This is a genomic window from Leptothrix cholodnii SP-6, from assembly GCF_000019785.1.
Lineage (GTDB): Bacteria > Pseudomonadota > Gammaproteobacteria > Burkholderiales > Burkholderiaceae_C > Sphaerotilus > Sphaerotilus cholodnii.
Genome location: NC_010524.1, coordinates 243,485 through 257,440, shown reverse-complemented (window position 1 = coordinate 257,440; position 13,956 = coordinate 243,485). Strand labels below are relative to the sequence as shown.

General features: G+C 69.7%; 11 protein-coding genes. 1 reads left to right on the top strand and 10 read right to left on the bottom strand.

Annotation, left to right across the window (positions count from 1 at the left end; translation table 11 throughout):
* Positions 1-6: 6 nt before the first annotated feature.
* The 7 genes from LCHO_RS01190 to LCHO_RS01165 form a co-directional block, all read right to left on the bottom strand.
* The gene (locus LCHO_RS01190) at positions 7-672 is read right to left on the bottom strand and encodes a YbaK/EbsC family protein (RefSeq protein WP_012345276.1); all 666 of its coding nucleotides are present in this window, start codon (positions 670-672) and stop codon (positions 7-9) included.
* A 168-nt stretch (positions 673-840) separates the two neighbouring features.
* A complete protein-coding gene (locus LCHO_RS24085; protein WP_012345275.1) occupies positions 841-3,036 on the bottom strand; it encodes a 3'-5' exonuclease in 2,196 nt (731 codons plus the stop codon).
* Positions 3,033-3,407 carry a response regulator transcription factor gene (locus LCHO_RS01180; protein ID WP_012345274.1) on the bottom strand — a complete coding sequence of 125 codons (375 nt, stop codon included), beginning with the start codon at positions 3,405-3,407 and terminating at the stop codon, positions 3,033-3,035. Before LCHO_RS01180 ends, LCHO_RS24085 begins: the two co-directional genes overlap by 4 nt.
* Positions 3,379-6,186: a sensor histidine kinase gene (locus LCHO_RS01175; RefSeq protein WP_012345273.1), complete on the bottom strand. Its 2,808-nt coding sequence runs from the start codon at positions 6,184-6,186 to the stop codon at positions 3,379-3,381. The genes LCHO_RS01180 and LCHO_RS01175 overlap by 29 nt, the downstream gene beginning before the upstream one ends.
* 3 nt (positions 6,187-6,189) lie before the next feature.
* Positions 6,190-6,378: a hypothetical protein gene (locus LCHO_RS01170; RefSeq protein WP_012345272.1), complete on the bottom strand. Its 189-nt coding sequence runs from the start codon at positions 6,376-6,378 to the stop codon at positions 6,190-6,192.
* A gap of 48 nt (positions 6,379-6,426) precedes the next feature.
* Positions 6,427-6,600: a hypothetical protein gene (locus tag LCHO_RS23580; RefSeq protein ID WP_012345271.1), complete on the bottom strand. Its 174-nt coding sequence runs from the start codon at positions 6,598-6,600 to the stop codon at positions 6,427-6,429.
* A gap of 107 nt (positions 6,601-6,707) precedes the next feature.
* Positions 6,708-8,381 (bottom strand): MFS transporter, encoded by a 1,674-nt coding sequence (locus tag LCHO_RS01165; protein WP_012345270.1) that lies wholly within the window; start codon positions 8,379-8,381, stop codon positions 6,708-6,710.
* A 227-nt stretch (positions 8,382-8,608) separates the two neighbouring features.
* Between LCHO_RS01165 and LCHO_RS01160 the strand changes: the two genes are divergently transcribed.
* Complete coding sequence (locus tag LCHO_RS01160; RefSeq protein ID WP_012345269.1) at positions 8,609-9,100, top strand: PIN domain-containing protein; 492 nt, start codon at positions 8,609-8,611, stop codon at positions 9,098-9,100.
* 45 nt (positions 9,101-9,145) lie between these two features.
* On the opposite strand, the gene LCHO_RS01155 is transcribed toward LCHO_RS01160, so the two are convergent.
* The 3 genes from LCHO_RS01155 to LCHO_RS01145 are packed head-to-tail and all read right to left on the bottom strand — an operon-like array spanning position 9,146 to position 13,902.
* Positions 9,146-10,102: an AEC family transporter gene (locus LCHO_RS01155; protein WP_012345268.1), complete on the bottom strand. Its 957-nt coding sequence runs from the start codon at positions 10,100-10,102 to the stop codon at positions 9,146-9,148.
* 21 nt (positions 10,103-10,123) lie between these two features.
* Positions 10,124-11,275, bottom strand: coding sequence for an HD-GYP domain-containing protein (locus LCHO_RS01150; RefSeq protein WP_012345267.1), 1,152 nt, complete (start codon positions 11,273-11,275; stop codon positions 10,124-10,126).
* Positions 11,272-13,902 (bottom strand): DNA topoisomerase III, encoded by a 2,631-nt coding sequence (locus tag LCHO_RS01145; protein WP_012345266.1) that lies wholly within the window; start codon positions 13,900-13,902, stop codon positions 11,272-11,274. Before LCHO_RS01145 ends, LCHO_RS01150 begins: the two co-directional genes overlap by 4 nt.
* Between the last annotated feature and the right edge of the window lie 54 nt (positions 13,903-13,956).

The following is a 13,956-nucleotide window of genomic DNA, read 5'->3' as shown; positions in this document are numbered from 1 at the left end:
CCGCGCTCAGGCGCGGCGCCCGGGCAGCTGGCGCAGCACCTCGAGGCGGGCCTCGTCGCTCATCGCCGACCAGCCGGCGATCTCGTCGATGGTGCGCAGGCAGCCCTCGCAGAGGCGGGTCACGGGGTCGAGCTTGCACACGTCGATGCACGGGCTGCGCGGCGCCGCCGACTCGGTGACGTCGTGCGCCGCCGCGCCTGCGCACAGCCGGCGCAGGTCGTCGGGCACCAGCCGGAAGACCGCCTTCGGATGGCCGGCGGCGGCCCAGATCGACTCGAAGCGCCAGAGGTCGCGGTCGAGCAGCACCACCGGCTCGTTGCGATGCGCCACCGGCGCCACGCCGCCGATCACGAAGCCGGTGCGCGCGCGCACGAAAGCCGCGTCGGCACGGCCGATCGCGCCGACCTGCGCCACCACCTTGGCCTCGTCGACCCGCCGGTCGCCCGAGGTCACGACCAGCACCGCCACGTCGTCGGCCAGGCGCCGGAAGATCACGCTCTTGGCGATCTGGCCGAGCGCCACGCCCAGTGCGTCGGCGGCCTCCTGCGCGGTGCGGGCGGAGACGTCGAGCCAGCGCGGCGCATCGGCATGCGCGCGTTCGGCCAGCCAGGCGGCGACCTCGCGCACCCGTTCGGGCAGCACGGCGGAGGGATCGGGATTCGGGTTCGACATGGCGCGTGGAGCGGGGTTGAAACGAGCGAGCGCGTGGCGCGGCTGCGCATTGTCGGGCGTGCAGGGAAACGCCGTGGCGGACTCAAGGAAACGCCGGGCCGCCCCAAGTTTCCTTGCTCCCCCTCGGGGGGGGGGGTGGACGCCGCATGGCGGCGGCCTTGGGGGCACTCAGTACTTGAGCCGCGCGTAATAGGTCTTCTGCGCCGCCTCGCGCGCCTGGCCGAGCGTCTCGATGCCCATCGCGTGCAGCAGCGGGATCAGGCGCACGAAGACCTCGGCCGTCACCATCGCGTCGCCCAGCGCGGTGTGGCGGCCGACCACGGTGATGCTGAAGCGCTCGGCGATCGCCTCGAGTCGGTGCGATTCCTGGTTGGGGTGCACCACCGCCGACAGCAGCAGCGTGTCGAGCACCGGCTGGTCGAAGACGAGCCCGGTGCGGTCCTGCTTGAGCTGCAGGAAACGCATGTCGAAGGCGGCGTTGTGCGCCACCAGCACGGTGTCCTGCGCAAAGGCGTGGAAGGCCGGCAGCACGTGATCGATGGTCGGCTGGCCGGCCACCATGTCGGGCTTGATGCCGTGGATCGGGATGCCCGCGGGCGGTATCGGCCGCTGCGGATCGACCAGCTGCTCGAAGCTCTCCTGCCGGCGCAGCTTGCCGCCGCTGATGCGGGTGGCACCGATCTGGATGATCTCGTCGCCATCGGACGGATTGAGGCCGGTGGTCTCGGTGTCGAACACGGTGTAGGCCAGGTCGACCAGGCGGCGCTCGTCGAGCACGTGGTGCTGCTCCAGGCGCTTGAAGAGGTCGAAATCGTAGAACTCCGGCCGGCCCTCGGCGTGCATGGCGGACATGAGGCGGCTGGCGTCGAGCTGTTCCTGCGGCGCGGCCAGCGGCAGCAGGAAGCGAAAGAAGGCCTGATGCCGCACCCGCTCGCGCTCGAACCAGAACTCGCCGCCGTGGCGGTCGGCGACGTCGCGCACACTCAGCGGGCTGGTCTCGGCGCCGATGCGCATCGGGTCGAGCTCCCAGCTCATCACGGTCTCGGTGCTGAGCGACTGGCCCATCCAGATCAGGTCGAGGTGGGCGTGCTGGCCGCCCGGCGCCGCGGCGATGCGCAACTGCACAAGCTTGGTCTCGAACTCGTCCTGCAGCCGCCCGGCCAGGTAATGCAGCGCCAGCAGCAGCGAGTAGCTGTCGACCTTGAGCCACAGCGCGGTGTCGACCTCGGCCTGCGACACCCGCAGCGCGAGCTGGCTCTCGATGCGGCGCTGCGCGGCGGCGACCAGGTCGGCGCCGAGCATGTCCTCCATCGGCCAGCGGGTCTTGATGCCTTCGGTGGCGCTGTCGGCCAGGGTCTGGATGCGCGCGCTCATGGCGCGCACCTCGTCGCGGATGACGCCGTGAAAGCGCTGGCGCAGGGCATCGTCGAGGCCGTCGTCGTCGAGCATCTCGACCGCGGCCTGCAGGTTGGCGAGCGAGCCGCGGCTGCCTTCGGTCAGGCCGTGCAGCAGCTGGTCGCGCAGGGTGTCCTGCTCGAACTCGCGGGTGACGTTGTCGAGCATCAGCACGAAACCCGACAGCGCCGCCGGATCGGCCACGGCGTTGCCGTCGGCGGGTGCGACCTCGCGCACCGGCGCCATCTGCACCCGCAGCAGCTGGCCCGAGCGGGTGATGGTGACGAACTGCGCCAGCGGGTTGTCCGCCCCGCGCTGCAGGCGCTGCTGGATGCTCTCGAGCGCGTGCGTGACCAGCTTGGGATCGAAGGCGGCGTAGATCGAGCGGCCCAGGCCGAGCAGCTCCGAGCCACCCGCCAGCGACGGCGCCGACGACAGCGCGCGGAACTGCATGCGGGCACGGTTGTTGTAGAGCAGCACCCGGCCGTCGAGGTTGCAGACCACCACGCTCTGCGTCAGCTCGGCCATCAGCGCGGCCAGTCGGCTGCGCTCGAGCTCGACGCCGCGGCTGGCGGCGAGCACCTGCGCGGCCATGTCCTGGCGCAGTGCCTCGCGCTGGCGCACCAGCTCGTTGACGGCCTCGGCCAGCGCGCGCAGCGTGGCGCTGCCGGCGGGCGTGATCTCGCGTTGCACGTCGGTGTCGCGCAGCACGCGCACCTGGTCGAGCAGCTGCGCGGGTGCGGCCAGCCGCGGCAGCAGCCAGGCATGCAGCGCCGCGGCCAGTCCCAGCATGCCGAGACCGAAGGCCATCACCACCAGCCCCGCATGCGGTTCGAGCGCCGCCCGCACCACCGCGCGCTCGGCCTGCGCCAGCGACGACCAGACCATCGCGCCGGTCAGCCCCAGCCACAGCAGGAGCAAGACGCCGACCAGCCCCAGCAGGCCGGCCAGTCGCAGGCCCGGTTTCACCGCGGCGCCTCCAGCATCGCCTTGACGCGCTCGACCAGCTCGCGGGTCGAGAAGGGCTTGGTCATGTAGCCGTCGGCGCCCAGCGCCAGGCCCTTGGCCAGATCGGTGTCGCGGCCCTTGGCGGTCAGCATCAGGATGCGCAGCGCGTTGTAGCGCTCGTCGGCACGCAGCGCCTGGCAGACGTCGAAGCCGCTCTTGCGCGGCATCATGACGTCGAGCAGCAGCAGGTCGGGGCAGTCGGCGGCGACCGCGTCGAGCGCCTCCTGGCCGTCGCGCGCCAGGCGGACGTCGAAGCCTTGGCGCTTCATCAGGTATTCGAGCGAGATCAGGATGTTGGGCTCGTCATCGGCGATCAGTATCTTGTGGCTCATGGGCTGTCTCCTGCATCGTGTTCATGGTGGGCACCATGCCTCCCGCCGCCGCGGCTGTCCACGGTAGCGTGTAGCCGAATGTCGCACCTTGACCCGGATCGGATCGCAGCCAGATCCGCCCGCCGTAATGCTCGACGATCTGGCGGCAGATCGGCAGGCCCAGTCCGGTGCCCTGCGGCCGGTTCAGGCCGTCGCCACCCTGGCGAAATTTCTCGAACACCAGCGCCTGCTCGTGGGCCGGCACGCCGGGGCCGTTGTCGGCCACCGTGACGGTCGCGCCCTGCGCATCACCACGCACCGTCAGCACGATGCGGCCAGCGCCGGCCGGCGTGAACTTGGCGGCGTTGGACAGCAGGTTGAGCAGCACCTGCAGCAGCCGGTCGGGGTCGGCGCGCAACGTCGGCAGCGGCTCGGCCGGCAGGTCGAGCTGCAGCGTGATGCCGCGCTCGCGCATCAGCTCGGCCAGGGTCTGCGCGGCGTGTCCGGCCAGCGCCACGAGGTCGACGTCGTCGTCGATCCAGGTGGCGTGGCCGGACTCGATCTTGGCCATGTCGAGCACCTGGTTGACCAGCCGCGACAGGCGCTCGGTCTCGCCGACGATGATGGTCATGAACTGCTGGCGTTGCGCCTCGGGCATGTCGGCCTCGTCGCGCATCAGCTCGGCGAGCGCGCGGATCGAGGTCAGCGGCGTGCGCAGCTCGTGCGTCACCGACGACATGAAATCGTCCTTCAGGCGGTCGAGCCCCTGCAGCTTCTCGTTGGCCGCGCGCAGCTCGTCGGTGGCGCGGCGCAGCGAGGCCTGCTGCTCCTCGAGCTGGCGCGAGTAGGCGCGCAGCTGCGAGGCCTCGTCGACGATGCGCATGACGTCGTCGAGGCCGAGCGTGTCCTCCTCGACGGTGGACGCCACCATCACGCGCGCCGACGCGCTGCCGATCGCGCCGGCCAGCTGGGTCTCGACCCGGTGCACCAGCCGGCCGTCGGGCTGCAGCTGCGAGACGTCCGCCAGGCCCAGCTCGCGCGCATGGCGCTCGAACAGCTCGCGCGCCTTGGCCTCGCCGAGGAAACGCGCCGCCAGCGCGCGCAGGTCCTCGACCCGCGCCCGGCCGCGCCAGAACACCGGTGCCGTCGCGGCACTGCCCTGGCCGGCGGCGCCGAAGACCTCGACGAACAGCAGCGCCTGGCTCAGCTCGCGCGCGGTCGGCCGGTGCGCCAGCGACATCACCACGTAGGCGCCGACGTTGGCCAGCAGGCTCCAGAACAGCGAGTGCGTCAGGTTGTCGAGCCCGCCCAGACCGAACAGCTGCTCGGGCCGCAGCAGCGCGATGCCGCCGATGCCGTCGCGCAGGAAGGTGTCGGGCAACCAGCCCGACTTGGCCAGCGACGGCAGCATCAGCGTGTAGGCCCAGACCGCAAAGCCGGCCGCGAGCCCGGCCAGCGCGCCATTGCGCGTGCCGCCCTGCCAGTACATGCCGCCGAGCATCGCCGGCGCGAACTGGGCCACCGCGGCAAAGCTGATCAGGCCGATGCTGACCAGCGCGTAGGCCTCGCCGGCCAGGTGGTAGTACAGGTAGCCGAGCAGCAGGATGGCGACGATCGCCGCGCGCCGGATCGCCAGCAGCAGCCCGGTCAGGTCACCGGCGCGCGACCAGCGCGGCCAGCGCAGCAGCAGCGGCATGACAAGGTCGTTGCAGACCATCGTCGAGACCGCGATGGCCTCGACGATCACCATGCCGGTGGCCGCCGACAGCCCGCCGACGAAGGCGATCAGCGCCAGCGCCGACTGGCCGCCGGCCAGCGGCAGGCTGAGCACGAAGCTGTCGGCGTTCATGCCGCCGGCCGAGAAATACAGCAGGCCGCCGAGCGCGATCGGCAGCACGAACAGGTTGATCAGCAGCAGGTAGGCCGGAAAGGCCCAGGCGGCGCGCTTGAGGTGGCTCTCGTCGACGTTCTCGACCACCATCACCTGGAACTGGCGCGGCAGGAAGATCACCGACAGCATCGACAGCATCGTCAGCGCGAACCACTGCGCATACGGGAAGCTGCGGCCCTGTTCGAGGCGCAGCAGCTGGCGCAGTTCGGGCACCGCGGCGGCACGCTCGAACAGGTCGGCCGGCCCGCCGAACAGGCCCCAGGTGACGAACACGCCCACCGCCAGGAACGCCACCAGCTTGACCACCGACTCGAAGGCGATCGCCAGCACCATGCCCTCGTGGCGCTCGGTGCTGTCGAGGTGGCGGGTGCCGAACACCATCGTGAAGCCGGCCAGCGCCAGCGCGACGTAGAGCGTGCTGTCGCGCCACAAGGCCGGTGCGGCCAGCAGCGGCTCGCCCAGCGGCGTGGTCATCAGCGCGTAGCCGCCGGCGACGGCTTTGAGCTGCAGCGCGATGTAGGGCACGATGCCGACCACCGTGATCAGCGTCACCAGGCCGGCCAGCAGCGGGCTCTTGCCGTAGCGGCTGGCGACGAAGTCGGCGATCGAGGTCAGGCGGTAGGTGCGCGCGATGCGGATCATCTTGCGCACCACCGACCAGGCCAGCACCATCGCCAGCATCGGGCCGAGGTAGATCGGCAGGAACCAGACCCCGCCCGAGGCGGCCCGGCCGACGCTGCCGAAATAGGTCCAGGCGGTGCAGTAGACCGCCATCGACAGCGCGTAGACCCAGGCGTTGCCGATCACCGATCGGCCCTGCGCGGCGCGCCGGTCGCCCCACCAGGCGACCGCGAACAGCAGCGTCAGGTAGGCGAACGAAGCACCCAGCACCAGGGCCGGCGAGAGCATGTCTCAGCTCTCCATCAACCAGGCCAGGAGGCCGATCAGCACGGCCCAGACCGCGAACAGCGCGGCCGGGAACAGCGGCAGGCCGAAGACCATCGCCTCGTGATCCCACAGCGCCAGCAGCGGGAAGTTGAACAGCAGCAGCGCCGCCCCGAACAAGGCGACCAGGCGCTGGCTCAGGAGCGGCGCACGCATGGCCGGCTCAGCGGGATGCGGGCAGGCGGCCCACGGCGTTCAGGCGGCTCAGGCGCCGGATGCGGCCGAAGCGGCCACGGCCGGCGCCGAGGCGGCGGGTGCGGCCTCGTGAGCCGGCATGCCGTGCTGCTCACCGCCCATGTCGACGTTGGCACCGCTTTGCATCAGCATGTAAAGCCCGAGGCCGGCGAAGGCGGCGAAGCCGACTGCAATTTTCCACATGTCTGGATCCTTGATTGAGTTGGGAGGGTGATCACGAAAGAAGCGCCCCGCAGGGCGCTTCGACATTGTGCGAGAACGAGGCGCCGGTTGCGCAGCCTCGTTCAGGCTCAGTCGTCGGCGTAGATGTCGACGTCCTTGGTTTCCTTGATGAACAGCATGCCGATGACGAAGGTCGCGCCGGCGATGATGATCGGATACCAGAGGCCGTTGTACATGTTGCCGGTCTGCGCCACGATGGCGAAGGCGGTGGTGGGCAGCAGGCCGCCGAACCAGCCGTTGCCGATGTGGTACGGCAGGCTCATCGAGGTGTAGCGGATGCGGGTCGGGAACATCTCCACCAGCATCGCCGCGATCGGGCCGTAGACCATCGTCACGTAGATCACGAGGATCGTCAGGATGACGATGATCTTCAGCTTGTCGACCTTGGCCGGATCGGCCTTGGCCGGGTAGCCGGCGGCCTTGAGCGCATCGGCGACGGCCTTCTTGAACTCGGCGTCCTTCTTCTTGGCTTCGTCAGCCGCCAGGCCGGCCGAGGTGTAGCCCTCGATGACCGTCGTGCCCACCGTGATCTTGGCGGGGCCGGTGGCCTCGATGTTGTCGTAGCTGACCGAAGCGCCGGCCAGCACCTGCTTGGCGATGTCGCAGGAGCTGGTGAACTTCTTCGTGCCGGTCGGGTTGAACTGGAACGAGCACTCCTTGGGGTCGGCCGTGATGGTGACCTTGGCGTTGGCCTGGGCCGTCGCGAGGTCCGGGTTGGCGGCCTGGGTCAGCGCCTTGAACAGCGGGAAGAAGGTCAGCGCGGCGATCAGGCAGCCGGCCATGATGATGGGCTTGCGGCCGATCTTGTCGGACAGCGCGCCGAACACGATGAAGAACGGCGTGCCGATCACCAGCGAGGCAGCGACCAGCACGTTGGCGGTGGCGCCGTCGACCTTGAGGGCCTGCGTCAGGAAGAACAGCGCGTAGAACTGGCCCGTGTACCAGACAACGGCCTGGCCGGCGGTCAGGCCGATCAGCGCCAGGATCACGATCTTCAGGTTCTTCCACTGGCCGAACGACTCCGACAGCGGCGCCTTCGAGGTCTTGCCCTCTTCCTTCATCTTCTTGAAGGCGGGCGATTCGTTCATCGACAGGCGGATCCACACGCTGATGGCCAGCAGGGCGATCGAGACGATGAACGGGATGCGCCAGCCCCAGTCGGCGAAGGCGGCTTCGCCGATCGCGGTGCGGGTGCCGAGAATGACCATCAGCGACAGGAACAGGCCCAGCGTCGCGGTGGTCTGGATCCACGCCGTGTAGGCGCCGCGCTTGCCGTGCGGCGCGTGTTCGGCCACGTAGGTGGCGGCACCGCCGTATTCACCGCCGAGCGCCAGGCCCTGCAGCATGCGCAGCGCGATCAGGATCACCGGCGCGGCCACGCCGATCGACTCGTAGTTGGGCAGGATGCCGACGATGAACGTCGCCAGGCCCATGATCAGGATCGTCACCAGGAAGGTGTACTTGCGGCCGATCATGTCGCCCAGGCGACCGAACACCAGCGCGCCGAACGGGCGCACGATGAAGCCGGCGGCAAAGGCGAGCAGCGCGAAGATGAAGGCCGAGCCGGCATCCAGTCCCGCGAAGAACTGCTTGGCGATGATGGCTGCGAGCGAGCCGTAGAGGTAGAAGTCGTACCACTCGAACACCGTGCCCAGCGAGGAGGCGAAGATCACCTTCCGCTCTTCGGGTGTCATGGCCGGCGGAACGGCCTTCTTGGTCGCATTGATCGGGATGCTGGACATGTTGTCTCCTGTATTCGTCTGCAAACGGCGTCTTGAGCGCGTGAGCGCACTGTCAAAGCGAGGACTGACCAATTCCTGACGCGTTTCCAACGCTCGCTTACAAGATCGGCAGTAACCCGCAAGAACGATTTCGCGATGTGAGATTCTTGATGGAAATCAGGCCTGACCTCGGGATAGTCCTGAGTCGTTCACACCGGAGCGCACACCGTCGGGATAATCCGGCCGCGATGAGCCACTCCTCCCCGATTCCGACCCCGCCGCGCCCCGGCCGGCCGCCGCGCGTGGTGCTCGAGACCTCCGTGGTGATCTCGGCGCTGATGTTCGGCGGCGGCGCGGGAGCGCAGCTGCGGCGGGCCTGGCAGGAGGGCTACTGCCGCCCGCTGCTGTGCAAGGCCACCGTGCTCGACCTGACCCGATCGCTGGCGAGCCCGCAGCTCGGCTTGAGCCGCCACGAGCAGGAACAGCTGCTGGGCGACTACCTGCCGCACGCCCTGAAGGTGCGGGTGCCCGAGGCCAGCGGGCCGGCGCCGGCCGACGAGCCCGCGGCGCTCGCCTTCGTGCGCCTGGCGATGGCCGGCCGCGCCCATGTGCTGGTCAGCGGCGACGTCGGGCTGCTGGCCATGCAGGGCCGGCTGAGCTGCCGGGTGATGGCGCTCGAGCCCTTCCTGAACCACATCGCCAGCGCCGGCATCCGGCCGCTGGCATTGCGGCCGCGCTGAGGCGCACCACCCGTCAGGGCGTCAGGGCGTCAGGGCGTCAGGGCGTCAGAGCAGCAGGCTCAGCCACAGCGGCGCGGTCAGCGCGAAGCCCAGCGTCGACAGCACGATCGCCGCGCTGGCCTCGCCCTCGAGCGTGCGGTAGCGCTGCGCGAACAGCAGCGCGTTGCTGCCGCTGGGCAGCGCGGCGGCCATCACCAGCACCGCCAGCGGCAGGCCGCGCAGACCGAACACCCACACGCCCAGCGCCGCCACGATCGCCGGCAGCAACAGCAGCTTGAGCATCACCAGCCCCAGCAGACGCTGCCAGCTGCTGCCCAGCCCGTACTGCGCCAGCGAGGCGCCGATCAGCACCAGGCACAGCGGCACGCCGGCCTGGCCGAGCGTGAGCAGCATGTTGTCGGCCACCGGATGCAGCTGCCAGCCCGTCAGGTGCCAGGCCAGGCCGGCCAGCACCGGCAGCACGACCGGGTGGATCAGCGTCTGGCGGGCGATGGTCAGCAGCAGGCTGCCGAGCGCGGCCGCGCTGCCACGGCGCGCGGCGGCATGGGCGATGTCGACCTCGGCCAGCACCGTCAGCAGGCTCAGCAGCACCAGCGCGTGCAGGCTGACGATCGCCAGGTGCAGCTGCAGCCCGGCCTCGCCGAACAGCGCAGCGGCAAACGGCAGGCCGACCTGCACCGTGTTGCCGAAACTCAGCGACACCGCGCGCACCGCCGGATCGGCCGGATGGGCCGGCCCGCGGCGCCGGTAGACGTACCAGATCGCCAGCGCCCAGAGCACCAGCGGGCCGAAGAACGCCAGCAGCAGCGGCCCCGGCAGGTCGGACAGGTCGATCCCGGCGGTGGTGCGGAACAGCAGCGCCGGCAGGAACAGCCCGAACGCCGCGCTGGCCAGCGCCCGTTGCCCGTCGGCGCCGCCGAGCACGCCCAGGCGCGTGGCGCCGTAGCCGATCGCGATCATCGCGAACAGCGCCAGCAGCTTGTAGGCCAGATCCCAGGTCATGTCGTCGGGCGGCGGCGCCGCTCAGCAGGCCGCCACGCCATCGGCGTCGTGAAAGCGGGTGCGGATGGCCTCCAGCGCGGCAGGCTCGGCGAGCAGGGCCTCGACCATCTCGGCGTCGAGCCGCCCGGCCGCGGCCATGCGGCGCAGTTCGGCGGCGACCTCGTCGTGGCGCCAGGCCGGCTTGTACGGCCGCTCGCTGCGCAGCGCGTCGTAGATGTCGGCCACCGTGATGATGCGTGCGGCGTCCGGCAGCTCGGCGCCCCGCAGGCCGCGCGGATAACCGCTGCCGTCGATGCGCTCGTGGTGGCCGGCGACGATCTGGCGCAGCACCTGCACGCCGGCCAGGTGGGCCAGCGAGAAGGTCTCGATCAGGCGTTCGACGATCTGCTCGCCCTTGTCGACGTGTTCGGTCATCTGGCGCCACTCGTCGGCGTCGAGCGCGCCGGGCTTGAGCATGATGTGGTCGGGCACGCCGATCTTGCCGATGTCGTGCAGCGGCGCGAACAGGTAGACATGCTCGATGAACTCGTCGTCGTAGCCGCGTGCGTGCGCCAGCCGCAGCGCGATCAGCTGGGCGAAGGCGGCCATGCGCGACAGGTGGCTGCCGGTCTCGATGTCGCGCAGGTTGGCGAACTCGCGGGCGATCTGGATCGAGCCGACCAGCATGCGCATGGTCGACAGCTCCTGGCTCAGCAGCATCGCGATCAGGCTGGCGTAGGGCCGCAGGCGCTCGCAGACCAGCGGCTGGAACGCCGACGGCGTCAGGGCGTCGAAGAACAGCAGGCCGATCAGGTTCTCGTGATCGAACAGCGGCAGCGTGTACGAGCTGCGATAACCCTGCGCCAGCAGCCACTCGGTGTGCGCATGGCCGTGGCCGTGCAGCTCGGTCTGCATGTCGTCGATGACCCGCTCGCCGCGCTCGCGCACCAGCGCCGACAGCGAGGCGCTGTCGGCCAGCCGGAACTGGTACGCCTGCAGCGGCTGGGCCGAGGTCGTGCTGTGCACGAAGGTCTTGAGCAGCCCGTCTTCAGGCTCGTGGAGCGCGCACGAGATGCGATCGACCGCCGGCACCAGGCGGCGGATCTGGGCGTGCAGCACCGCCAGCCGGCTGGTCACGCTGTCGTGGCTGTGGGCACCGACTTCGAGCAGGTGCAGCGCCTCGGGGATGGTCATGAGGCCTTCGCGGCCGCCTTCTTGGCCGGCACCCGCGCCGCACGCGGCTCGAACTCGAACACCACCTTGCCCTCCTTCTTGTCGAACACCAGGAAGGCCTTGAACTTGCGCTTGGTCTTGTTGGAGACGAAGCCGTCGAGCAGCGCGGTCTTGCCTTCGATCAGCAGCTTGTTCATCTGCTCGTGCGTGACGGGCTGCTGCAGGATGATCTTGCCGGTCTTGAAGTCGCAGGTCTGGGGCGCGCCCACCGCGTGCTCGCAGACGTAGCTGGTGCCGTGTTCGTAGACGTGGCCCTTGCACTTCGGGCAGCTGCCGAGGCTGGTCTGGGCGCTGAAGTCGACCGGCTCGCCGGACTCGTCGTCCTTCTTGGCGTCCTCGCCGAAGTCGAACTCGAGCTTCCAGTTGTTGATCTCGTCGTCGCGCACCAGCTTGAGCTCGGCCGTGAACGGCCAGCCGGCCTTGGAGCGGAAGCCCTCCAGCGGGCCGATCTTGTGGTCGCGCAGGAAGGCCTCGGCCTCGTGCAGCTCGAAGCTGCGCGAGCCCGGGATCTTGCTGATCGAGAAGCCGCAGCCGCTGCCCTCGGCGCCGCTGCTGCCGTTGGCGTCACGGCCGACGCAGGCGAAGCGGCGGTAGTTCTCCTTGACCACGCCGCCGCAGTTCGGGCAGGGCGCCTTCAGCGTCGCGTAGTCGCCGGGGATGGTGTCGCGGTCGTATTCCTTGGCCTTCTTGACGATGCGCTGCGCCATGTCGGCGATGCCGTGCATGAAGGCATCGCGGCTGAGCTGGCCCTTCTCCATCTGGCTGAGCTGGTATTCCCACTGGCCGGTCAGCTCGGGCTTGGTCAGGTCCTCGATCGCCAGGCCGCGCAGCAGCGTCATGAGCTGGAAGGCCTTGGCGGTGGCGATCAGGTCGCGGCCCTCGCGCAGCATGTATTTCTCGAGGATCAGGCCTTCGATCACCTGCGCGCGGGTGGCCGGCGTGCCCAGGCCCTTCTCCTGCATCGCGGCCTTGAGCTCCTCGTCGTCGATCAGCTTGCCGGCGCCTTCCATCGCGCTCAGCAGCGTGGCCTCGTTGTAGCGCGCGGGCGGCCGGGTCTTGAGCGGCGAGATGCGCAGCTCCTCAGCCTGCACCGTCTCGCCGGGCTTGACCGGCACCAGGTTGGCGTCCTCGTCCTGCGCGTCCTTGCCGTAGACCGCCAGCCAGCCCGGGTTGACCAGCACCTTGCCGTTGGTCTGGAACTGCAGCGGCGAGGTCACCCCCTTGGGCAGCGACTGGCTCGCCGACTGAGCCACCGGCACCTCGGTGATGCGGGTCGTGACCATGAATTCGGCCGACGGGTAGAACACCGCGATGAAGCGCTTGACCACCATGTCGTAGAGCTTGGCCTCGATCTCGCTCAGGCTGCGCGGCGCCTGCAGGGTCGGGATGATGGCGAAGTGGTCCGAGATCTTGCTGTTGTCGAACACCCGCTTGACCGGCTTGACGTAGCCGGCATCGAGCGCCTTGCGGGCATGCTGGGCCAGCTCGCGCAGGGGGCCGGGCAGGTCCTCGCTGGCGATCATCGCCAGCGTCTCCTTGGCCACCGGCACGTAGTCCTCGGGCAGCGCACGGGCGTCGGTCCGCGGATAGGTCAGCACCTTGTGTTTTTCGTACAGCGCCTGGGCGATCGACAGCGTCGTCTTGGCCGAGAAGCCGAAGCGGCCGTTGGCCTCGCGCTGCAGCGTCGTCAGGTCGTAGAGCAGCGGGCTGGCCTGGGTGCTGGGCTTGGCCTCCTCGCGCACCGTGCCGGTCCGGCCGCGCACCGCGGCGGCGATGGCGTCGGCCTCGGCCTCGCTCCAGAGCCGGTCGGCGCGGCGCTCGAGGTCGTCGTCCTTCTTGAACTTGGGGTCGAACCACTTGCCCTCGTACAAGCCGGCGGCGGCGCCGAAGTCGGCCCGCACCTCCCAGTACGGCCGCGAGACGTGCTTGCGGATCTTCTCCTCGCGCTCGACCACGATCGACAGCGTGGGCGTCTGCACCCGCCCGACGGTGGTGAGAAAGAAGCCGCCGTCGCGCGAGTTGAAGGCCGTCATCGCCCGCGTGCCGTTGATGCCGACCAGCCAGTCGGCCTCGCTGCGGCTGCGCGCGGCTTCGGCCAGGCCGCGCATCTCGGCGTCCGAGCGCAGCTTCTCGAAGCCGTCGCGGATCGCCTGCGGCGTCATGCTCTGCAGCCACAGGCGCTGCACCGGCTTGGTGCCGACCTTGGCGCCCAGCGCGTACTGCTCGATCAGGCGGAAGATCAGCTCGCCCTCGCGCCCGGCGTCGCAGGCGTTGATGAGATGGGTGACGTCCTTGCGCTTGATCAGCTTGACCAGCGCACTGAGCCGCCCCTTGCTCTTGTCGATCGGCTCCAGATCGAAGTGCGGCGGCACCACCGGCAGGTTGTTGAAGCTCCATTTGCCGCGCTTGACGTCGTATTCCTCGGGCGCGCGGATCTCGACCAGGTGGCCGACCGCCGACGAGACGACGTAGTGGTCGTTCTCGAAATGTTCGGCGTGTTTCTCGAACTTGCCCGACGTCGTCGTCAACGCACGCACGATGTCCTGCGCGACGGACGGCTTTTCGGCGATGACCAGTGACTTGCTCATGTTCCTTGACCCTGCTTGTGCCACCGGCCCCGGGCCGGTGCGCTCTCTACAATC